This window comes from Pseudoalteromonas thalassia (genome assembly GCF_049257215.1).
GTDB classification, from domain to species: Bacteria; Pseudomonadota; Gammaproteobacteria; order Enterobacterales; family Alteromonadaceae; genus Pseudoalteromonas; species Pseudoalteromonas lipolytica_C.
Window position 1 is genome coordinate 208,807 of sequence record NZ_JBMMUE010000003.1, and the last position, 20,986, is coordinate 229,792.

Annotated in this window: 17 protein-coding genes; 9 read left to right on the forward strand and 8 right to left on the reverse strand. The window is 41.5% G+C overall.

Annotated features, from left to right (window positions below; all coding sequences use genetic code 11):
* Together AAEU31_RS05520 and AAEU31_RS05525 are read right to left on the reverse strand one after the other, a co-directional pair.
* On the reverse strand, positions 1-618 hold the full coding sequence (locus AAEU31_RS05520; RefSeq protein WP_421966780.1) for a LysE family translocator: 618 nt from the start codon (positions 616-618) through the stop codon (positions 1-3).
* A 211-nt stretch (positions 619-829) separates the two neighbouring features.
* Positions 830-3,283 (reverse strand): S9 family peptidase, encoded by a 2,454-nt coding sequence (locus AAEU31_RS05525; protein ID WP_421966703.1) that lies wholly within the window; start codon positions 3,281-3,283, stop codon positions 830-832.
* 161 nt (positions 3,284-3,444) lie between these two features.
* On the opposite strand from AAEU31_RS05525, the gene AAEU31_RS05530 reads away from it, so the two are divergent.
* The 4 genes from AAEU31_RS05530 to AAEU31_RS05545 all read left to right on the forward strand — a co-directional run bounded on the left by AAEU31_RS05530 (position 3,445) and on the right by AAEU31_RS05545 (position 9,409).
* Positions 3,445-4,452, forward strand: coding sequence for a LacI family DNA-binding transcriptional regulator (locus AAEU31_RS05530; protein ID WP_421966704.1), 1,008 nt, complete (start codon positions 3,445-3,447; stop codon positions 4,450-4,452).
* Positions 4,449-5,669, forward strand: a complete 1,221-nt coding sequence (locus AAEU31_RS05535; RefSeq protein WP_421966705.1) for a glycosyltransferase — start codon at positions 4,449-4,451, stop codon at positions 5,667-5,669. The genes AAEU31_RS05530 and AAEU31_RS05535 overlap by 4 nt, the downstream gene beginning before the upstream one ends.
* 149 nt (positions 5,670-5,818) lie before the next feature.
* Positions 5,819-7,045 carry a threonine/serine exporter family protein gene (locus AAEU31_RS05540; protein ID WP_138557799.1) on the forward strand — a complete coding sequence of 409 codons (1,227 nt, stop codon included), beginning with the start codon at positions 5,819-5,821 and terminating at the stop codon, positions 7,043-7,045.
* A 123-nt stretch (positions 7,046-7,168) separates the two neighbouring features.
* Complete coding sequence (locus tag AAEU31_RS05545; RefSeq protein ID WP_421966706.1) at positions 7,169-9,409, forward strand: cytochrome c3 family protein; 2,241 nt, start codon at positions 7,169-7,171, stop codon at positions 9,407-9,409.
* Positions 9,410-9,464: 55 nt separating this feature from the next.
* On the opposite strand, the gene AAEU31_RS05550 is transcribed toward AAEU31_RS05545, so the two are convergent.
* A complete protein-coding gene (locus AAEU31_RS05550) occupies positions 9,465-10,961 on the reverse strand; it encodes an arylsulfatase (protein ID WP_135926884.1) in 1,497 nt (498 codons plus the stop codon).
* Positions 10,962-11,318: 357 nt separating this feature from the next.
* Between AAEU31_RS05550 and AAEU31_RS05555 the strand changes: the two genes are divergently transcribed.
* The 3 genes from AAEU31_RS05555 (at position 11,319) to AAEU31_RS05565 (ending at position 13,883) form a co-directional block, all read left to right on the forward strand.
* Complete coding sequence (locus tag AAEU31_RS05555) at positions 11,319-12,110, forward strand: hypothetical protein (RefSeq protein ID WP_421966707.1); 792 nt, start codon at positions 11,319-11,321, stop codon at positions 12,108-12,110.
* A gap of 35 nt (positions 12,111-12,145) precedes the next feature.
* Positions 12,146-13,312 carry a BamA/TamA family outer membrane protein gene (locus AAEU31_RS05560; protein WP_421966708.1) on the forward strand — a complete coding sequence of 389 codons (1,167 nt, stop codon included), beginning with the start codon at positions 12,146-12,148 and terminating at the stop codon, positions 13,310-13,312.
* Between the two features lie 112 nt (positions 13,313-13,424).
* Entirely contained in the window at positions 13,425-13,883 is a 459-nt protein-coding gene (locus AAEU31_RS05565) for a hypothetical protein (RefSeq protein ID WP_421966709.1), read from the forward strand.
* On the opposite strand, the gene map is transcribed toward AAEU31_RS05565, so the two are convergent.
* The 3 genes from map to AAEU31_RS05580 form a co-directional block, all read right to left on the reverse strand.
* Positions 13,875-14,657 carry a type I methionyl aminopeptidase gene (gene map / locus AAEU31_RS05570; RefSeq protein WP_421966710.1) on the reverse strand — a complete coding sequence of 261 codons (783 nt, stop codon included), beginning with the start codon at positions 14,655-14,657 and terminating at the stop codon, positions 13,875-13,877. The two genes, AAEU31_RS05565 and map, sit on opposite strands and share 9 nt — an antisense overlap.
* Positions 14,650-14,856 (reverse strand): ParD-like family protein, encoded by a 207-nt coding sequence (locus tag AAEU31_RS05575; RefSeq protein WP_135926880.1) that lies wholly within the window; start codon positions 14,854-14,856, stop codon positions 14,650-14,652. Before AAEU31_RS05575 ends, map begins: the two co-directional genes overlap by 8 nt.
* 72 nt (positions 14,857-14,928) lie before the next feature.
* Entirely contained in the window at positions 14,929-16,413 is a 1,485-nt protein-coding gene (locus AAEU31_RS05580) for a S41 family peptidase (RefSeq protein ID WP_421966711.1), read from the reverse strand.
* A 206-nt stretch (positions 16,414-16,619) separates the two neighbouring features.
* Here AAEU31_RS05580 and AAEU31_RS05585 point away from each other — a divergent pair, with 206 nt between their 5' ends.
* On the forward strand, positions 16,620-17,093 hold the full coding sequence (locus AAEU31_RS05585; protein ID WP_421966712.1) for a hypothetical protein: 474 nt from the start codon (positions 16,620-16,622) through the stop codon (positions 17,091-17,093).
* A gap of 515 nt (positions 17,094-17,608) precedes the next feature.
* Here the strand turns inward: AAEU31_RS05585 and exaC are convergent.
* Positions 17,609-19,129 carry an acetaldehyde dehydrogenase ExaC gene (exaC, locus tag AAEU31_RS05590; protein WP_138557127.1) on the reverse strand — a complete coding sequence of 507 codons (1,521 nt, stop codon included), beginning with the start codon at positions 19,127-19,129 and terminating at the stop codon, positions 17,609-17,611.
* A 177-nt stretch (positions 19,130-19,306) separates the two neighbouring features.
* On the opposite strand from exaC, the gene AAEU31_RS05595 reads away from it, so the two are divergent.
* The gene (locus tag AAEU31_RS05595; RefSeq protein WP_135926876.1) at positions 19,307-20,215 is read left to right on the forward strand and encodes an AraC family transcriptional regulator; all 909 of its coding nucleotides are present in this window, start codon (positions 19,307-19,309) and stop codon (positions 20,213-20,215) included.
* On the opposite strand, the gene AAEU31_RS05600 is transcribed toward AAEU31_RS05595, so the two are convergent.
* Entirely contained in the window at positions 20,205-20,876 is a 672-nt protein-coding gene (locus AAEU31_RS05600) for a YoaK family protein (RefSeq protein WP_421966713.1), read from the reverse strand. The genes AAEU31_RS05595 and AAEU31_RS05600 overlap by 11 nt on opposite strands.
* Positions 20,877-20,986 lie beyond the last annotated feature (110 nt).

Below are 20,986 nucleotides of genomic sequence, written 5' to 3' on the forward strand. Positions count from 1 at the left end.
TTAACCCAGCGCTAGCCAAACGCCCACACACATCATTAGCGCGCCAGCAATACGGTTTAACCACTTCACATTATCGCCTTTATCTAAAAACAGCCTTAAGCTCTTTCCGCCTGCTGCGTAAATCAACATACAGATAAATTCGCTCAGCATAATAATGCTCACTAATACAGCAAGCTGAGGGGCAACCGCTAAATCAACATTAATAAACGGAGGCAATAGAGAAATCATAAATGCCCACCCTTTTGGGTTTGCAATGGCAGTGATATAACCCTGCGAAAATAATTGCCCACGACCAATTTGTTGCTGTGTATCATCGTTAGGTTTAAAGCTGGTTTTAGCGCGCCACATATTAACACCTAAGTATATTAAGTACGCGCCACCTAGGTATTTTAAAAAGGCAAATAACTCAGGGTAATTAAGCATAATACTGGCAACCCCTATCACCGCAGCAATGGCTACCGTGGCAACGCCTAACACCTCGCCTACCATCATCCAAAGCGTACGTCTAACGCCCACACTCATCCCCAACGTCATAGCGAGCGTCATACACATACCGGGTGTAATAGAAACAAAGAAAAAGGTCGGAATAAAAACCGCGAGTACTGCTAAATCGAGCATATATGCAATCACATGATTATTACTTAAAAAGAGAAAGCGATTAAATCACATTCACTTAAATAAGCAAACAAACACGCGATTGCTAACAGGGTTATAAATACACATTCAAAAGATAGTTTCCGCTAAATCTTAAGAGGCTTTATTATAAGCAAGTAGCCAATACAAAAATCCCCACTTAAAAGCGGGGATTTTAATTTAAGTATTAAACTAATTACTGAGTGACACCTTCAACGGCAACTGGTTCTTCGGGTTTTTCGTCACTTAATAAGTATTTATCTAACCACTGCTCTTGCTCCCAGAGCACATGTAGCAGGCTCTTACGAGCGCGATAGCCATGCGCCTCATAAGGCAACATAACTAAACGTGCCTCTTTACCTAGGCCTTTTAATGCAGCGTACATACGCTCACTTTGCATTGGGAAGGTACCCGAATTTGGATCTTCTTGACCGTGGATCATCAGCATAGGCTCATTGATTTTCTCAGCATGGAAAAACGGTGACATCGCCGCGTACACATCTTGTGCTTGCCAAAAATCACGCTCTTCACCTTGGAAACCAAATGGCGTTAGGGTACGGTTGTAAGCACCACTGCGTGCAATACCCGTTTTGAATAAATCGCTATGCGCTAATAAATTCGCCACCATAAAGGCACCATACGAGTGACCGGCAATGGCAATTTTGTCTTTATCTGCCACACCCTTTTCAACAAGTACATCTACCGCAGCTTTAGCACTTGCCACCAGCTGCTTACGGAATAAGTCGTTTGGCTCTTTACCGTCAACACCCACAATTGGCATTTTCGGGTCGTCAAATACGGCAATACCTTTTGCAAGATAAGGCATTGGACCCCAATAACCGATATAGGTAAATTCATACGGCGATTCGCGCATTTGTGACGCAACAGCTTTATCTTTATATTCAAGTGGATAAGCCCACATTAGAACTGGTAACGGGCCTTGTGTTGAATCATAACCCGGCGGCAAATAAAGCGTACCACTTAGTTCAACGCCATCGTCACGTTTGTATCGAATTAACTCTTTAGTCACTCCTTTAAATTCTGGGTAAGGGTGCTCAAAGGTCGTAAGTTGAGTGAGGGTTTTATCGTCTAAGTCGCGAATAAAGAAGTTAGGCTGCTCAGTTTTAGATTCACGAATGGTAATTAAACGTTCGCCTTCGTCATCAAGCATTGCACGCACACGCTCATAGTATGGCGCTTCTGACTGCCAAACGCGTGTTGTGGTATTGGTTTTTACATCATAACGGTCTAAAAACGGAATATTGCCTTGTTCAGATGCACCGTTACCGCGTAAGAAAAGGTAACGACCGCCAACCACTTTTAATACATCAGCACCTAAGTCATTCTTTTCATAAATTGGATAGCCGGGATCTTTGTAGGCATCGTTATAGCTACGCTCAGAAAATAGCACGCGGTTTTTATCTGCATTACGCGGTTGAATAACAAAAACTCGTTTTTGTCGGTCGCTAAAGCGCCACTCAGATAATAAGGCTACATTGCCATTGCCCCAAGCAATTGAGTCAAAACGGCGTTCAACTTTGGCAAATAACTTAGCATCGCGTTTAAAAGGGGCTTTTAAACTATAAAGATGATCGTGATAAGGCACGTCGTTTTTCATATCGCCGCCGTCTTGGGCCTCAGCCCAAATAACCTCAGCCCCTAGATCTGCTCGCCATTGAAAATCACGGCGACCGGTTCTAACACTGTCATAGCCTTGTGGAATGTTATCAGCTAAAGGCTGTTTTGCGAGCTCAGCTAAAGTATAACCACGCATCCCCCAAATTTGCCATGTAGCAGCAAAACGACTGAAAGGTACTTGATATGAAAAAGGCTCATCAATCATACCAACCAAAATGTTGGTTGAATCAGGCGAGACCGAAAACGCTTTAATTAACCCAGGTTGACCAATCGGTTGGCCCTGACCACTGAGCGGAATATAAGTTAATTGGCTTTGTGCGTAAAACTTAAATAGGGCTTCATCAAATGGGCTGGTTAATAAGTTTTGATAAGTTCTCGCTGGTGCTTTCTCACCACTACTTTGTTGAATAACAGGCATCACTTGCGTGCTATCGTTTGTTAAGCGAGCTTTACCAATATTAACCGCTGCATTAGCAACAATGGCGCTGCTATCTGGTAGCCATGTATAAGGTGTGCTGGTTAAAACCGAATTAAGCGAGGTGTCACTTAACTGACGGGCTTGTTTAGTACTAACATTATAAACCCATAAATTAGCACTCGACTCTTGCTCAACCACAAACGCTAAGTACTGACTGTCACTTGACCAACTTGGTGAGCGTAAAATGCCATTTGGCAAACCCGATACAACAATTTCAGAGCCGGTTTCAACATGCTTAAGCACTAAAGATGTAAACTTATTACGCACTCGTGAGCGCGAAAAATTAGCAGGGTTAAGCTTAATACCCGCAAGTTTTAACTCTTCTTTAGCTAAATCTTGTAGTGTATCAATGCGTTTTCTATCAAATAACGCCAGCCACTGACCATCATTTGATAAATAACTACTCGGCGCAAGCTTAGCGTCAACCACAGCAGCTAGCGCTGGCGATGGAGTTTGATAACCTTGATTAGCAAAACTTGGTATGCAAACAGCTGCGCCAATGACTAGCGCAAAAAGCAATTTAAATGCTTTCATGTTCGTTCCTTTTTCGTTTTTATTTTCGATTATGTAAACAAGTAGAACATGTTTGCAGCATTTCATAAAGAGTTTCGGCTCTTTTAGCAGCCAATCAGTGACTTAAACACCTACTTTAAGCTAAAATAGACACACGCTATTCACCACTTTTGCTAATAAAAATGAAAAAATCGACAGGCAAAGTCACTATCTGGGATGTTGCTGAACAGGCACAGGTTTCAAAATCAACCGTGTCTTTGGTCCTTACCAACAGTGATAAGGTCAGTAAAAAGAGTAAAGAAAAAGTGCTGGCAGCCATTGATAAGCTAGGCTATGTGTATAACCGTGATGCAGCAGCGCTTCGCAGTAAACGATCAAACCTAGTCGCGTTGGTTATAAATGATTTAACCAACCCCTACTCAGCTCAACTTGCTGTTGGCCTCGAAAAACACATTTTTGAGCTTGGTATGTTGCCGATGCTGGTAAATATTGCAGAGTGCGTAGAAAGACAAACCCAAGTGGTGAAAACCTTAAAAGAATATAATGTAGCAGCATTTATTATGTGTCCGGCTCCGGGCACACAGCAGCAGTGGCAAGATGATCTCATAAATAGTGGTTTTCCGGTTATTAATATCATGCGCGAAATTCCATTTTCAGCAGCGCCATGTATTTTGCCTGATAACAAGAAAGGCACACACATTTCAACCAGTCATATTTTATCGCAAGGTATTGAAGATATAGCCTTTTTAGGTGGCACCGCAGAAATATCTGATTACCATGAACGTTTAAGTGGTTTTTTATCTGCGCTTGAGCAATTTAATATCACTGACGAAAAACCTGTTATTCAAGCGCCGACCAATCGCCAAGGTGGTAGAGAAGCCTTTAATACCCTTATAAAGCAAGCACCAAATACCAAAGCCATTGTTTGTTTTAATGATGTTATTGCCTACGGCGCGATTGAAGCAATGCGTCAACACGGTCTCGAGCCGGGTAAAGATATCAGAGTTATTGGCTTTGATGACTTAGAAGATTCGCGCTTAATGCTGCCTTCTCTTTCGACCATCGCTATTAATGCCGACGAGATCGGTAAACGCACCTGTCAGGTGCTAAAAGAACTATTAGATAAATCAACACCCCCAGTTCGCACCTTGGTGGATGTTAACTTAAAAATACGAGACTCAAGTCAATGAAAAAAGTGTTAGTGATCGGCTATGTTTGGCCTGAGCCTAATTCGTCTGCAGCCGGCACCCACATGATGTCACTCCTACGCGCCTTTCGTGCAGAAAATTGGCAAGTTGAATTTGCAAGCCCAGCGCAAAAAACCGAACATATGGTAGATCTCAGCGAAGATGGCATCACCACGCAGGTAATTGCATTAAACTGCTCAAGCTTTGATGAGTACGTGCAAGCGTATAATCCTGATATTGTGATGTTTGATCGCTTTATGATGGAAGAGCAATTTGGCTGGCGAGTCGATAAATACTGCCCTAACGCACTTAAAATTCTTGATACCGAAGATTTACAGTGCCTCAGAAATGCACGCCACGAAGCTCACAAAGCAGGCCGAGAATTCAGCCATAGCGATTTACACAGTGATATTGCAAAGCGAGAAATTGCCGCTATTTTACGCTCAGACATCAGCTTAATTATCTCGCACTACGAGATGCAGCTGCTAAATGATGTTTTCAACGTCGATAGCGCCCTACTTCACCACTTACCATTTTTGGTTGATTTGCAGCATATTCCTACCAGCACCAAAGCATTTGCAGAGCGTAAACACTTTATGACCATAGGTAATTTTCGTCATGCGCCAAACTGGGATGCTGTTTTGTACTTACAACAAATTTGGCCGCTGATCCGCAAACAATTGCCCGATGCCGAACTTCAAATTTATGGCTCTTACCCGCCACCAAAGGCGACAGCGCTGAACAATCCAAAAACCGGTTTCTTAATCAAAGGCTGGGCTGATGATGCCTACAAAGTCATGGAAGATGCACGTGTGTGTTTGTCTCCACTGCGTTTTGGTGCAGGTATTAAAGGCAAGTTACTCGAAGCAATGATCATGCAAACACCAAGCGTAACAACTCCGATTGGCAGTGAAGGCATGCATCAAAACGAGCCGTGGTCAGGTGCAATATGTGAAGATGCACAGCAATTTGCTGATGCAGCAGTGGCACTTTATCAAGATGAAGCGTTATTTACTCAGGCACAGCAAAATGGCCAGCTGTTATTGCAAAAATATTATGATAAATCAAAACTTCAGTCGCAGTTAATCGCTAAAATCACCACCATTAGTGAGTCATTAGCACAGCATAGACAGCAAAATTTTACCGGCCAAATGCTCAAACATCACACCATGCGATCTACCCAATATATGGCGCAATGGATTGAAGCTAAAAATAAGTAATTTTGCTGTAAATAACACTAGACATAGCGGCTTTTGTCGCTAAAATCGCGCTGGTCAATTTAAGCGATATTGTCTTACGACTAGACTATATCTTATTGAATTTTGGTCTATCCTTAACTGAACAATTTAACCTTTGGTTCAAAACGCCTTTGAAAACCGCAACGTTTACTGAAAAACGAAAATTTATCGTGAAGCTTGGCAAAATGCTTCATAAATACGGTACACCTGCTTACCGACTAGAAGCGCACTTAATGGAAGTTGCGACTTACCTCGGCTTAAAATCATCTTTTGTTATGTCGCCAACATCAGTGACCTTTGTTATTTGGACAGATGGTCACGAAGAAGAGTATACCCATGTTGCGCGTGTTGATCCGGGCGATCACGACTTAGGCTCGCTGGCAGATACCGATGATTTAGTAAACAAAATGCTTAACGGTGAGCTAACGCTACAAGAGGTCGATAAACAACTCGACATCATTTACAACCTGCCAAACCCGTATAATAAATTTATGACCGGCGTTGCTTTTGCAACCTCTGGCGGTGCATTTGCCATGTTAATGGGTACCGGTTGGAATGATGTGTTTTGGTCAGCTCTGATCACCTTAGTGGTGTACTTATTTGTGCTTTGGTCAACACGCTCAAAACGCGTTGCGCATATGCTTGAGCCTTTAGTGGCCATTGTTTCTGCAATTATCGCGTGTGCGGTCAGTGTTTACCTAGACGCCGAAATAAACATACGATTGGTGGTGCTATCAGCCATCATTGTGTTTATACCCGGCTTAGCATTAGCTTTGGGGTTAGCAGAGTTAGCAGCTCGGCACTTGGTGTCTGGTACAGCACGGGTGATGGACTCATTCATGCTGCTGTTTAAGCTGTATTTTGGTGCTTTTATTGGTATTGGAATTGGTTTCGCTATGTTTGGTCAAGCAGACTACGTGCAACCAGAGCCTTTACCAAAATGGACAGCATGGCTTGCTATATTCATGCTATGTAGCAGCCTAATCGTGATTTTTAGAACCAAACTAAAGCATGCGGGTTGGTCTATTGCCTCTGGCTTTATCGCCTATGGCACAAGCATTGGATCTGCCATGTATCTAGACTACACATTAGGCACATTTGTTGGCGCTTTATCTGTAGGGGTTTTTAGTAACTTGTTTAATCGTGTTGCTAATGCACCTGCCTCCATTGTTGCTATGCAAGGTTTAATCGTATTAGTACCGGGGAGTAAAACCTATATTGGTTTGAACTCATTAATTGAAGGTCAAGATTTCGTCTATGCAGAGCATATTGGCCAACAAACCTTCTTGATATTTATGTCATTAGTGGCGGGACTTATTTTTGCTAACGTCGCACTTCCACCAAAGAAAAGTCTATAATCTACTAAGCCCGAGTTTATCGGGCTTTTTTACACCCTCGTTTTAATAAGCCGACTTTGCTTATCAGTAACAAACTGATATAACTCATAAGTGCATGTGGTAAAAATAAAAAGGATTTATTTAGTGATAAGATTGGCTTGGCTGCTATGCAGCTTGTTCGCATTTAGTGTGTTTGCAGAATCCCAGTGTGTTAACTGTCATCAGAGCCAAGTTGAAGACTGGCAAACATCCCATCATTTTCATGCTATGGAAAAAGCCACTCCCACTTCGGTGCTTGGTAATTTCAATGATCAAACTCTAGACTACCAAGGCCAACCAGCGCGCTTCTATCAACAAGGCCAACAACTTTTTATAAGCATGCCAAACCTTAACGGCAAGCTGACCGACTACCCTGTTTTATACACATTTGGCTATGAGCCATTGCAGCAATACATGTTTGATATCGGCAATGGCCACATACAGCTATTTCCGTTTGCGTGGGACTCACGCAGCAAAGCGCAAGGCGGTCAGCGCTGGTTTGTATTGCATCCTGAGCAGAAACAGCATGACCTATTTCATTGGGCGCAAAAAGGCCAAAACTGGAATCATATGTGTGCTGATTGCCACTCAACTGATTTCAAAAAGCAATTCGACCTTAAAACGAATAGCTTTAACTCAAGTTATTCAAGCATTAACGTGAGCTGTAAAGCGTGTCATGGCGATAGCCAAGCTCATTTAAAATGGGCTGATGGCGATAGCAGTATTGCCGATAAGGGCTTTACCCATAACATTAAAAAGCAAACCCCACTGTTTACTCAACAAGCTGATGGCAGTATGCAAAGCGTACAGCCACTGGTAAAAAGCGAGCAAGTGCAAGTGTGTGCAACCTGCCATGCTCGCCGCTCACAGCTTGATGACCGTAAAGACCCACATAGCTTTTTACAAAACTTTCAAGGCTCATTACTCACTCCTGAGCTTTATCACGTTGATGGTCAAGTATGGGATGAAGACTATGTATGGGGCTCGTTTTTACAAAGTAAAATGTTCAATGCAGGGGTTACCTGTACTAACTGCCATAACCCTCATTCGGGTAAATTAAAACTGCCAGGGAATCAAACTTGTACGCAATGTCATAGCCAAGAGGTGTTCGATACACCTAAGCATCACGGCCATAAAGTGGCAAGTACAGGTAGCCAATGTGTCGATTGTCATATGCCCACCACGACCTATATGCAAGTAGATGCAAGGCGCGACCACAGCTTTCGAGTTCCTCGCCCTGATTTAACGTTAAAAACCAATGCTCCCAATGCCTGTAATAGCTGCCATGAAGATAAAACGCCGCAATGGGCGGTTGCCAAAATAAAAGACTGGCACCCAAATTCAAAATATCTTGGTACTGCACATTTTTCTGAGGCGTTTTATGCCGCCGATAACCGCCTACCTAATGCATCGACCATGCTGACTAAAATTGTGCAAGATAAGGGCTTCCCTGAGATTATTCGCGCATCAGCGCTCAGCCGCTTAGCCGCAAGCCCCGATAACAATGCTATCGTTGCGATTGCCCGCTCAATAAAAGACAACGAGCCATTAAAACGCCAAGCAGCCATTGAAGCGGCAATGCCTTTTGATATCAACCAACGCTGGCGCCTATTAAATCCTCTTTTAGATGATGAACATTTACCAATCAGAGCCGAAGCTGCAAGAGCTCTGGCGGCCATGTTAACTCAGCCGTTCCCAGCAGGCCTCAATGAGCAAGACACTAAGCGCTTAAATTCAGCGCTCGATGAGTACAAAGATATTCAACAATACCAAGCAGAGCGCGGCTACTCGCATACTAATTTAGGGAATCTGGCGCTCACATTACAAAAGCCAGAACAAGCCAAAGCACATTATTTACAAGCAATCAGTGTTGAGCCTATTTTTGCTCCTGCTTATGTCAATTTAGCTGATTTATATCGCAACCAAGGCGATGAAAAAGCAGCGCAAGCTATCTTAAAACAAGGCTTAGCAGTAAACGCAGAAAGCGGCGATATTCATTATGCCCTGGCAATGAGCCTTATTCGCTCTAAACAAAAGAACACCGCGCTTAATCATTTACAAAAAGCTGCACTGTATGCACAAGAAAATGCAAACTATCAGTTTACCTACGCATTACTGTTACAAGATTTAGGTAATATGCCAGCAGCTATATCTGCACTTGAACGCGCCTTTAATCTGACTCCGAATAACCCGGATATTAGCTACAGTCTGGCACAGTGGTATGTGGCAGAAGAAAACTACAGCCAAGCGTTGTTTTATGCCAGAAACTTAGCGAGGTTAGTGCCCGGTAACCAGCAAGTTCAGCAGTTTGTGAAACAGCTCGAAATGATGAAGAGTATTAATTAATAAGCATTAAAAAAGGGCCAAGTAGGCCCTTTTCTATTGAACTTAAGGAGAACTATTAATGTCCATAGTTCAGTGATTTTGCTTTTTCGATTGCTTCATTCACGTTAAGTGACGCCGCTTCCTGACGCGGTGGAAACTCAACAAAAGTTTGTACATGTTCATTTAGCTTAGCAATGATCGGCTGTAGCAACCAACTCTTACGCATAATTTGGTGAAAGCCAGTGATACCGTCGTAGTGCTCTAATGGATCTTTACGTAAGTTAAATAGCTTAGGCATACTGTGCGTTACCATATCATCGTAATATAACCCTGTTGGTTTGGTTGCAAAATGCATTTTCCACGGGCCAAAACGAACAGCTGTTAGCTGTGATTCATAGTAGTAAAAGAAGAAGTTACGCGCCGATTTATCCGCCTTACCAGTCCAGTACGCTAAGTTATTCTCACCATCAATATAAACTTTATCTGACTTTTTAAGCTTTTCACGTAAGTTGTTCTCGCCAAGTGCTGCGGCAATCGTTGGGAAAACATCTTCATGCGATGAAATACCATTTAGCTTTAAGCCTTTTGGTATTTTGTTTGGCCAACGAACTAAGAAAGGCACACGCACGCCCCCTTCCCATGTTGTCATTTTTTCACCGCGGAACGATGTTGTTCCAGCATCTGGCCAACTTGATTGTTCAGGGCCATTATCGCTGGTGTAAATAACAATGGTGTTATCGGCAATTTTTAGCTCATCCAGTTTATCCAGCAGCTTGCCAACATGACCATCGTGTTCCATCAAACCACTACCAAAAATATCTTCTTCAGAGCTAATGCCCGTCGCTAAATTACGACTTTCAGGTTTTAAGTGAGTGTATACATGCATTCGGCTTGTAGCGTGCCAAATAAAGAATGGCTTTTTCGCTTTAACTGCACGCTCCATAAAGTTAAGTGAACGCTCTAACACTTCTTCGTCAAAGGTTTCCATACGTTTGCGAGTAAGTGGACCCGTATCAATGATTTTGCCATTGGCGTAAGATTCGATAACACCACGTGGGCCAAATTTTTTCACAAACTTAGGATCTTTTGGGTAATCCGCTTGCTCTGGCTCTTCAGATACATTTAAGTGATACAAATTACCGTAAAATTCATCAAAGCCATGCTTTGTTGGTAAGTGTTCATCTAAATCACCTAAGTGGTTTTTACCGTATTGCGCCGTCATATAACCGCGATCTTTTAAAAATTCAGCTAAGGTAGGATCAGCTTCTTTAATACCAAGAGGATTTCCCGGTTGGCCTACCGTTGTTAAGCCAGTTCGAATAGGTAATTGCCCCATTAAAAATGCGGCACGACCCGCTGTACAACTAGGCTGAGCATAGTGATCTGTAAACAACGCACCTTCGTTAGCAATGCGATCAATATTAGGGGTTGGGTAGGTCATACCATGTGAGTAGGCACTGAGTGAAATTGGCGCAACGTCATCAACCATAATGGCCAATACGTTTGGCTTATCTGACGCTAGGCTTACTGTTGAAACCAAGCTGCAAATAGCCGCCGCTATTAGTTTTTTCATAAATTATCCTTTTTTATTAATAGTACTATTTACTCCTAAAGAGCTCAGTTTAGTATAAGATGAAAACAAAATACGTCTAGTTTCTAATCTAGTAAAAAACGATTTAAATCAATTATTCATAAAATCAAAACTTTTTTATTAAAGTATACTCTCTACTGTTTTTACTAGGTTAGCCATTATCATAAGTAAACCCAAACCCACTTTATTATATTGCAGCGGGTAGATTCTAAACCGCTATATTCATTTAAAATACTCCAAATTATTTAGCGGCTTGATGATTGAATTCAATAAATAAATAGACTATAAGTACCTTAAGAATTAGTAAGCAACTTTTTATTACTTGTGTAAGGAGAACACATGCCTTTTCTACGAATTTCGTTCTTATTTTCACTTGCGTTTCAACTATCAAACTTGTCAGCTAATGAAAAAGAAGTGCAAGATATGTCGGACCCACTTGCGGTATATACCCAAATAGGCGCAGGCTCAACTAACAAGGGGATTAACCTTAAAGTAGGACAAGCCTATGACACCGGTATAACAACAACTGCTGGCATGAATGTTATCGAAGTGAAAGGGATTTACGGTGATGCGCTAGGCTGGGAGAGTGATAACAAAACCACTGATTCCATTGATTCTTTTCGCTTTCGTAACTTTTCGGTTGATTTAACTTCGATGAGCGCTAAACAACTTGATGCTTCCTACAACCTAAATGCGAATTTGGTTGCAGATGAAAGTATGGATGTTTCGTATAGCTACATAAAAGCATTAAAACCAGTGGGCAAGTTTAGCTTTTACCCGCTTGCCGGAGTCGGAGCATCGATTGGAGAAAATGCCCTTGAAGATGACGATAGTCGAGACAGTGGTTACTCCATAATGGGAGCCTATGGCTTAATTGGCATGTACGCAAAAGTGACTATAACTGACAAAATATGGCTTAATTACAATCCTTTTTGGCTAACCACCATTGGTGGAAGTGATAATTATAAAGACCATTACTATGGCCTAAACCAAAGCCATATTTTAACTCATGAGTTTGCTGCAAGTTATCAGATTAACCCGCGTATGAATCTACGCTATTTCGCTAACTGGAATAGAAACGTTGACTTTATGGATGGCGATCATCGTCTAGAATTTAACTATCAACTTTAACAAGACAGCAATTGATATTTAAGGTAAGGGATTAAGTGAAAAAAGTAGTAGTAATAAGTGTATTGTCAACAAGCTTACTAAGTGATTATTGCCTTGCCTCTAGCTATGATGAATACGCAATTAAACCAGCAGAACAACAATTAAGTAATCAGCAACAAAAAATTGATGAGCCCATTTCGTTTTTGCCCATCCCCACGTTTATTACAGAGCCAGCAGTAGGGCCTGGTCTTGGTGTGGTTGGTTTATTTTTTCACGATAATGAAAAGAAAGCTAAAAAAAAGAAAGAGGGCTCTACCCTACCTCAAAGCATCAGTTTAGTTGGCCTAATGGGCACTAAAAATGGCACAAAAGGGGGTGCCGTTGGCCACATAACGTTTTGGGACGAAGACAGAATTCGCTACCAAGGGATTGTTGGCTGGGCGAGTATTAATCTCGATTTTTATACCTTTGATGAAATAAAACTACTCACACCACTTTCGCTAAATATTGAAGGCCCTGCAGTATTTCAAAATCTTAAATTACGTTATGACAACAGTAACTTTTTTTATGGTTTTAAGCAGATTTATCGCCAAGTGGATATTAGTCTAGCAGAAAATCCAATTGAAGATTACTTGCTCGAGAATGGCATTATCAAAGAACACCTGTCTCTAGATGTAAATACGTCAGGTATTGGCCCCTTGTTAGAGTACGATAGCCGAGATAACCCACTTAACCCTGAGCGTGGCTTTAACTATAAAGCCGAGTACTTATATTTCGATGAGGCGATCGGCAGTAAAGTTGATTACAGCAGCTTAAAATTAACTGCTCTTAATTACTGGCGTTATACCGATAAGTTTAACTTTGCATTACGTATGCAATATGACTCTGTTAATAATCGAGGTGAAAAACGCTTACCAGTTTATATTCCGCCAAGTATTAGCCTGCGCGGTGTGTCTGCTACCCGTTATCAAGGTTTGGATGTTTTTGTTACTGAAGCAGAAGCAAGCTATAAAATCACCCATAAAATAAAGCTTAATGTGTTTACTGGCATGGGCTGGGCTGCTGATAATTTTTCTGACTTATCAAAGGCAGAAACCATTGATACAGTCGGTGCGGGTTTTCGTTATCTCATCGATGAGCATTATGGTATTACCATAGGGTTAGATGTAGCACATGGCCCAGAACAGAATGCTATTTACATTCAAGCCGGTTCGACTTGGTAATAAAAAAACAATACTTTTATTGTTATTTTAGCAATCTTGTTGGGCTAAATATTGAATTAATCTATTACACTGCTATTATCAATAGCTTAATAAACATTCAGGGATTGAACGGATGCATAACAAAGTATCAACTAACCATTATCCATTCAAAGATTTTAAGCCACATGGTCTTGTCGAGTTTTACCAACGAGAGCACACGCTTTTAACGACAGCTACAGGGCCGTTCAACGAAGAAATAATTGAAGCTCACTCTTTCATGCAACAAGATTATATCAACAAACTCACCACGGATTATGGTCAATGGTATGAATTGGTTGAATTTGAAAACTCATGCATGGCAACACCTGGGGCTCTTGAAAAACTAATGGTGTATTTTGTTGAGCTTCGACGCAAAGGCATTGCGCCGGCTAAAACAGCCTTAGTCATAAAAGAGGGGCTTGAAGGTGGTAGCTTGCTCACCGATACCTACTGTAATTTATATAAACGAGCAGGTATGGTGATGAATGTATTTAAGTCAAAAACAGCGGCTCTAAATTGGTTAGCAGAAGAGCCTGTTGCTGAATTAGCTTAAAAAGTGGTGCTCTTCTTCGCGCAAGGTTAGCACTTCAACGCCCTCAGCCGTTACCGCTAAAGTGTGCTCCCATTGTGCCGAGAGCTTTTTATCCCTTGTTACCACTGTCCAGCCATCAGGCTTAGTTTTCACTTTAGCAGCCCCCTGATTGATCATTGGCTCTATCGTGAAGGTCATACCCTCTTTTAACACCAGCCCAGTGTTTTTCTTACCGTAATGCAATACTTGTGGCTCTTCGTGCATTTGCTGGCCGATACCATGACCACAATATTCTTTAACCACGCTGTAACCATGTTGATGAGCAAAATTTGCAATCGCATTACCAATATCCCCCAGCCGCACACCGGGTTTTACCATTTTAATCGCATGCCATAGCGCTTGCTGAGTTGTGTCAACCAAACGTTTCGCTAACGGCGACACCTCTCCAATTAAATATATTTTGCTAGAGTCAGCTAAATAGCCATTTTTCTCAAGAGTGATATCAATATTAACAATATCACCCGCTTTCAAAATGCCTTTTTCGTTAGGGAAACCATGACATACCACCTCGTTGACAGAGGCATTTAGTACATAAGGGTAGTCGTACTGCCCTTTACTAGATGGCCTTGCTTGTAACTGATCAACTATGTAACGCTCAACGAGATCGTTTATTTGCATTGTAGTCACTCCTTCTTTTACCAAAGGATCAAGGTAAGCAAATACATCGGCAAGTAATCGGCCAGATTCTCGCATCAAAGCAATTTCGTCTGCATTTTTAATCACAACCTTACTCATCACGCACATCCTTAGCCTTCACATCAGCTAGGCGAAGTTGCTCTTTGATAATATCGCTGTAGGTCATAGTTGGATTTAGCTCAGCAAGCATGCCGATTTTAATCCAATACTCAGATTGTGAGTTGATTGAACGCACCATCGCTGTGCTTGCTTTACGGATTTCTTCGTGTAGCTCATCGCTAATTTTAACAATACCCATTATATGACCTATATATAAAACGTATACAGATCGTAATCGTATAATATAAAAAAGCAAGTTAATATTATTTAATTACAACTCAGCTATCATTTTAACAAGCGCTTGTGTTGTCCATTCAAGTTCGTTGAATTTAATATCAGGTTGATAGTAAAAGCCTTTTTCGCGAGGCCTATTTACATATACTTTAATAGGCAGTATGACTTTTGCAAAGCCTGAAGGTAGGGTTTCGAGCCTCACCTCCATGTAGGTAGAATCTGTACTACTTGGTGCGCCAACTAATTGTGTGTTTGCAAACAGCTTAAAACTATCCAGCGCATCTAAACAAGCACTGGCACATTGCCCTGGCACAATCACATAAACAGGTGTAGTAAACTGACTGACGTTTTTTGGCATTGCTTGTTGCTCTGCAGAGACTATCTCGACATAAAATTGTTCACCCTTTTCATAAGCCGCCTTCATACTTTCGTGGGTTGTCTTTAACCATTGATACCAAGGACTAGCCGTATCATAGCTTGCGACTACATCGCCAAAATAGTCAGTATTGCCTTTAGAAGTTCGCCACCACACTTGGGTATTTTTGTGTAGCTTATAGCGGCCATATTTGAATTGTTCACTGCCCCAAAGTGCTGAGGCTATTTGCTCACTCCACATCGATGAGCCACCTTGATTATGGCGAAGATCAAGCACCACAGCTTTAGCTTGCATTAACTTATCATGTTGCTGTTCAATGGCACTCAGCATCGTTTGGTAATCCGCTTGCTGCTGCTCATTAGGTGCATACGTTGGCATACTGATCCAAGCAATATTCTCTAAAGGCCAATTAAGTTCAATTGGCAACTTATCGCCATTGTAGGCATTTTTAAGTTTTTCAGTGACATCATCAGGCCTAACAGTCCAGTTTAATTTTAGGCTATAGCTAGAACCGTCGGCTTTTTCAAATGTACAGCTTTCAAGCGGCGACAAAAACGGGTTGCCATCATCAATTGTTAGTCGCCAGCCATGGTTCCACCAACTACCAGGCTGCTGAACTTCGCCGTAATAGCGAAAAACACGCTCAACCAGCAAAGTATTAATTGCTGTACTGTCACAACTCACTAGCTTATCGCCCTTGGCAATTGCATCTAACTCACTGTAATACACTTTTAACGCATCACCGCGCCATACTGTTGAAAAGCCCGGCCAGCTTTTTTGTGGCTTAAGTTCTCTGGGCAAGGTATCGATAGCTCCTGCATGACCATCTTGTAGAACAGTTCTAAAACGTGAAATAGCCGCAGCAAAAGCTTGTGAACTATGCGCTTTTACTGCCAGCTTTAAGCCTTCTTGCTTTGCTTTTTCGAGCTGTTTAGCAAAGCCTGGATTACGTACATCATACATACCAGGGTGATTGATAACCGATAACTGATAGGCCGCTTCAACATCTTTTACAGCAAGTTCAGACCAATTAATCTCAGAGTTAGTTACTGAATGGCTATCTTCGCCATTACATAAGCTCACACCAAGTTGGCTGAGGTTAAGAGCTGTAAAAATAAGTGATGAGTAAAGCGTCAAGGGTTTCATAAAAATCCATTTTAAATAATTATTATGTTTAAAAAACATCCCATTTAAACACTAAGGCATTGTTGTGGCAATAAAAAGTACAACACATGCCAATAGATTAAAAAAATTCATCTATCAAGTTTATTTTAATCGTTTGTCGGTTTAGATGGATTACTCTAAAGTTAACTCATCAGCAAACGATGCTGCGATTAATGAGGAAACCAATCATGTTTAAACCACTTTTAAAACGACTTGCTCTTAGCTCTTTACTGACATGTTCAGCTTTTGCAATCGCTGATCAAAGTGACTACAAACTGATGGTAATTAGCGACTCAGATTCATCGCAAGCTATTATGCAAGGCCAATATGAAGCAGTGTTAAATAACACAACTAAAGCCTCTGACGTAAACAGCCAATACGAACTTGCATTTAATCGTTGCGCAGCAAGTGTGAAGTCTAAAAACTTCAGCCACGCAGAATCACTTTGTACTGAAGCTATCAAGCTTCTTAATCAAAGCGAAGTACGCGGATACAAACGCCGAGAGCTTACTTCATTCGCTTTAAGTAACCGTGGTATCGCACGCATCATGTCGAAAAACGACACTGCTGCACTGTCTGATTTTTATGAAGCGGTAAAAATGTCGGGTAATGATTTAGTTAATCACAACCTAAACCGCGCTAAGCGAAACTTAGCTTTATAACCGAATTGTTGTCACAAAAAGTCTAGTTTGTGTGTTCTCTGGGCTTTTTTATATACCGAGTCATTGCACACGCGGTGACTCAACCAAATTGTTGTCAAAAGCTTAGTTTGTGTGTTCTCTAAGCTTTTTTATTCCGAGTTACTGCACACGCGGTGACTCAAGCAAATTGTTGTCAAAAGCTTAGTTTGTGTGTTCTCTAAGCTTTTTTATTCCGAGTCACTGCACACGCGGTGACTCATCCAAATTGTTGTCAAAAGCTTAGTTTGTGTGTTCTCTAAGCTTTTTTATTCCGAGTTACTGCACACGCGGTGACTCAAGCAAATTGTTGTCAAAAGCTTAGTTTGTGTGTTCTCTAAGCTTTTTTATTCCGAGTTACTGCACATGCGGTGACTCAACCAAATTGTTGTCGAAAAGCCTGGCTTGTGTGTTCGCCGGGCTTTTTTATGCCCGTTATAAAATAAAAACGCCACTAGATGTGGCGTTTGGGTAGTTTCGACAACAATAAGAAATTGCTTTTAAAAGAAGCCCAGTGGGTTTTCGCTGTAACTTACTAATAAGTTTTTGGTTTGTTGGTAATGATCAAGGGCGAGTTTATGTGTTTCTCGACCAATGCCTGACTTTTTATAACCACCAAACGCAGCATGCGCTGGATACATATGATAGCAGTTGGTCCAAACACGGCCCGCTTCAATCTTACGACCAAAGTGATAAGCACGGTTCATGTTTCGACTCCACACACCCGCACCTAAGCCGAACTCTGAGCTATTAGCAAGCGCTAACGCTTCATCTTCATCTTTAAAAGTCGACATTGAAATAACAGGGCCAAAAATCTCTTCTTGGAACACACGCATGTCATTGGTGCCTTTTAATAGTGTTGGTTGAATGTAGTAACCGCCGTTAAACTCATCTGACAGTTGCTCGACTTCACCACCAGCAAGGACTTCTGCCCCTTCCTTTTTACCGATTTCGATGTAGCTTAGGATCTTATCAAACTGAGCTTGTGATGCTTGAGCACCTACCATGGTTTCAGTATCAAGAGGGTTACCCCGTTTAATTTGTAAAGTGCGGGCAAGTACACGCTCAATAAATTGCTCGTAAATATCTTCTTGAATAAATAAACGCGACGGACACGTACAAACTTCGCCTTGGTTAAAGTACGCAAGTACAGCTCCTTCAACAGCCTTACTCAAAAACTCATCGTCTTTTTCCATAACATCATTAAAGAAAATATTTGGCGATTTACCACCTAACTCAACCGTCGAAGGAATAATATTATCAGCTGCACATTTTAAGATATGCGACCCTACGGGTGTTGAACCTGTAAAGGCAATCTTCGCAATTCGAGTACTGGTTGCCAGAGCCTCGCCTGCTTCTTTACCATAGCCATTCACCACATTTAATACACCTGCTGGTAATAAATCACCGATTACTTCAAGCAGTACTAAAATTGATGCAGGCGTTTGTTCAGCTGGTTTTAAAATAACACAGTTACCCGCAGCAAGAGCTGGAGCAAGCTTCCACGCAGCCATTAACAATGGAAAATTCCAAGGAATAATTTGCCCTACTACACCTAATGGCTCATGAAAATGATAGGCAACCGTGGTTTCGTCTATCTCACCGATTGAACCTTCTTGCGCGCGCACACAGCCTGCGAAATAGCGAAAATGATCAGCCGCGAGTGGCACATCTGCTGCAAGTGTTTCACGAATTGCTTTACCGTTATCCCAAGTTTCTGCAACCGCGAGCATTTCTAGATTTTGTTCAATGCGATCGGCAATTTTTAATAAGATATTGCTTCGCTCTGTGACTGACGTTGTTCCCCATGCTGCTTTTGCATCGTGTGCTTTATCAAGTGCCAGTTCGATATCTTCTTTTGATGAGCGAGGTACTTTACAAAACACTTTACCGTTTACTGGGCTAATGTTTTCAAAGTATTCACCCTTTACAGGGGCAACCCACTGGCCGCCAATATAATTCTCGTACTGCGCTTTAAAGTTAACTTTTGCGCCTTCACTACCTGGGTTTGCATAAATCATAATGTGTTCTCTCTTCAAATTGTTGTGTTTCATTTAGCATTGACTAAATTATGCGGTAGGTTATTGTTTAATGAACCGCTAGCATTTGAAGTTAGCTCAGTTACTGAAAACACACTTGATTCCTAGTCCAGACTTTTTGACTATTTGTCCAGAATTTAGGGCAACAGCGAGGCAACAATGAACACATCAGTTAGCAACAGAAGTTTAGATAAAAAACGACAACGTATTGATGTGCTTATTGAAAATAAAGTTAGTTTTGCTGGCGAGCATGCTGAGTTAAGTATTTACGACACCTATTTAGATGCGCAAAAAGTGGCCTTACATTCCACTGAGTTACTATTTTGTGGCATGATCAGCGGCAAAAAAATCATGCATGTTGCCGACAGTGATTATCATGAAGAATTTTTGCCAAACCAGTCTTTTGTGCTTGCTCCAGAGCAAGGGGTGTTAATCGATTTCCCTAATGCGTCTCTTAATCAACCAACAACCTGTTTAGCGATTGAAATCAGTACCGATAAGATAAGCCAAGTAGTTGATGCTCTTAATTTTAACCAACAAATTACACAGGATGACTTTTTCCAATATCAAGCAAAGCTAGTTCATGCCCAGCATAACCAGCAAACTCAACAACTACTTGAACGGATGATCACCCTGTTTAGTGAAAATGAGCAACACCGGGATTACTTAATTGATTTATCACTCAATGAACTGATAACCCGCCTGTTACAGCAGCAAAGCCGAGATTTAATGATAGCAAGCTGTAAACAAGGCAAGCTTGCAACCCCGCTAAGCCATGTAATTAGTTATATTGAACAGCACCTTGCTGAGAATATTGATATTGATGTGTTATGTAAGATAGCGTGTATGAGCCGCAGTAAGTTTTATCAGCAATTTAAGCTAGCGTTTGGTGTTACGCCAGCTCTTTGGCAACAGCAATTACGCTTACAAAAAGCGTATAAACTACTTCAAAAAGGTGAAGCGATTAGCCAAGTTTGTTATCAGTTAGGCTTTAATAACCCAAGCCATTTTAGTCGTGTGTTTAAACAAGCCTTTGGCGCAACCCCCAAAAGTATCGCTAATCATTAATTTTTGGGTTTCGATGAGAATAAACCCGATAGGTAAATGCCAACAATATACAAATGGCGCTTGGCACATAAAGCGCTGCAAAGCTTAATTTAGCAAATAACCATGCCCCAGCTAAGCCACCAAAGATAAAGCCTAAAATGATTAGGCCAAACAGTTTAGCCTTACGTTGATCAAGCGCCTCACCGCGGAAAACTCGACCAAACATAATACCTAAATCGGTAAAGATACCAGTTACATGGGTAGTGCGAACAATTGCGCCGCTGTAAGTTGTTGCTAATGCATTTTGTAACCCACATGCCGCAGAAGCTAAAAAGTGCCCGTAGCCAGAGCCATTACACAGTAACCAAAGTGCACCGAGTAAAAACCCTGCCTCAATAAATAGTGCGGTGTCGTAATGACGCCCTAACTTAAGTGCTGAACTGTGCAGTAAAAACCCAGCAATACCAGACCCTACTAAAAATGACAGTAATACGCCTAATAAATGTAAAGCATCAAGGCTATTGCCATGCATCAGATCTGCGCCAAGCAAGGTTGCAGTTCCCGATAAATGCGATACCGCTTGATGCTCAAAGCTAAGTAAACCAACCGTATTCACGCATCCGGCAACCAATGCCAAAATAAATGCGCCTACTTCAACCCATTTTGGTAACTTAGAAATCACTCGCTCTTTACCTTTTTTATGACCTGTTCTCTCATTCTTTTATGGTACGCCTATTTTTATGACTAAAAACACTTTTTTTCGACTCTTTATATGGTAATTTACAGGTAAGT

Coding starts and splice junctions, on each gene's coding strand:
- AAEU31_RS05575 (WP_135926880.1), bottom strand. CDS start 14,856: ATGGGTATTGTTAAAATTAGCGATGAGCTACACGAAGAAATCCGTAAA.
- AAEU31_RS05530 (WP_421966704.1), top strand. CDS start 3,445: ATGAAAAAATCGACAGGCAAAGTCACTATCTGGGATGTTGCTGAACAG.
- AAEU31_RS05525 (WP_421966703.1), bottom strand. CDS start 3,283: ATGAAAGCATTTAAATTGCTTTTTGCGCTAGTCATTGGCGCAGCTGTT.
- AAEU31_RS05555 (WP_421966707.1), top strand. CDS start 11,319: ATGCCTTTTCTACGAATTTCGTTCTTATTTTCACTTGCGTTTCAACTA.
- map (WP_421966710.1), bottom strand. CDS start 14,657: ATGAGTAAGGTTGTGATTAAAAATGCAGACGAAATTGCTTTGATGCGA.
- AAEU31_RS05550 (WP_135926884.1), bottom strand. CDS start 10,961: ATGAAAAAACTAATAGCGGCGGCTATTTGCAGCTTGGTTTCAACAGTA.
- AAEU31_RS05565 (WP_421966709.1), top strand. CDS start 13,425: ATGCATAACAAAGTATCAACTAACCATTATCCATTCAAAGATTTTAAG.
- AAEU31_RS05535 (WP_421966705.1), top strand. CDS start 4,449: ATGAAAAAAGTGTTAGTGATCGGCTATGTTTGGCCTGAGCCTAATTCG.
- exaC (WP_138557127.1), bottom strand. CDS start 19,129: ATGATTTATGCAAACCCAGGTAGTGAAGGCGCAAAAGTTAACTTTAAA.
- AAEU31_RS05595 (WP_135926876.1), top strand. CDS start 19,307: ATGAACACATCAGTTAGCAACAGAAGTTTAGATAAAAAACGACAACGT.
- AAEU31_RS05580 (WP_421966711.1), bottom strand. CDS start 16,413: ATGAAACCCTTGACGCTTTACTCATCACTTATTTTTACAGCTCTTAAC.
- AAEU31_RS05585 (WP_421966712.1), top strand. CDS start 16,620: ATGTTTAAACCACTTTTAAAACGACTTGCTCTTAGCTCTTTACTGACA.
- AAEU31_RS05520 (WP_421966780.1), bottom strand. CDS start 618: ATGCTCGATTTAGCAGTACTCGCGGTTTTTATTCCGACCTTTTTCTTT.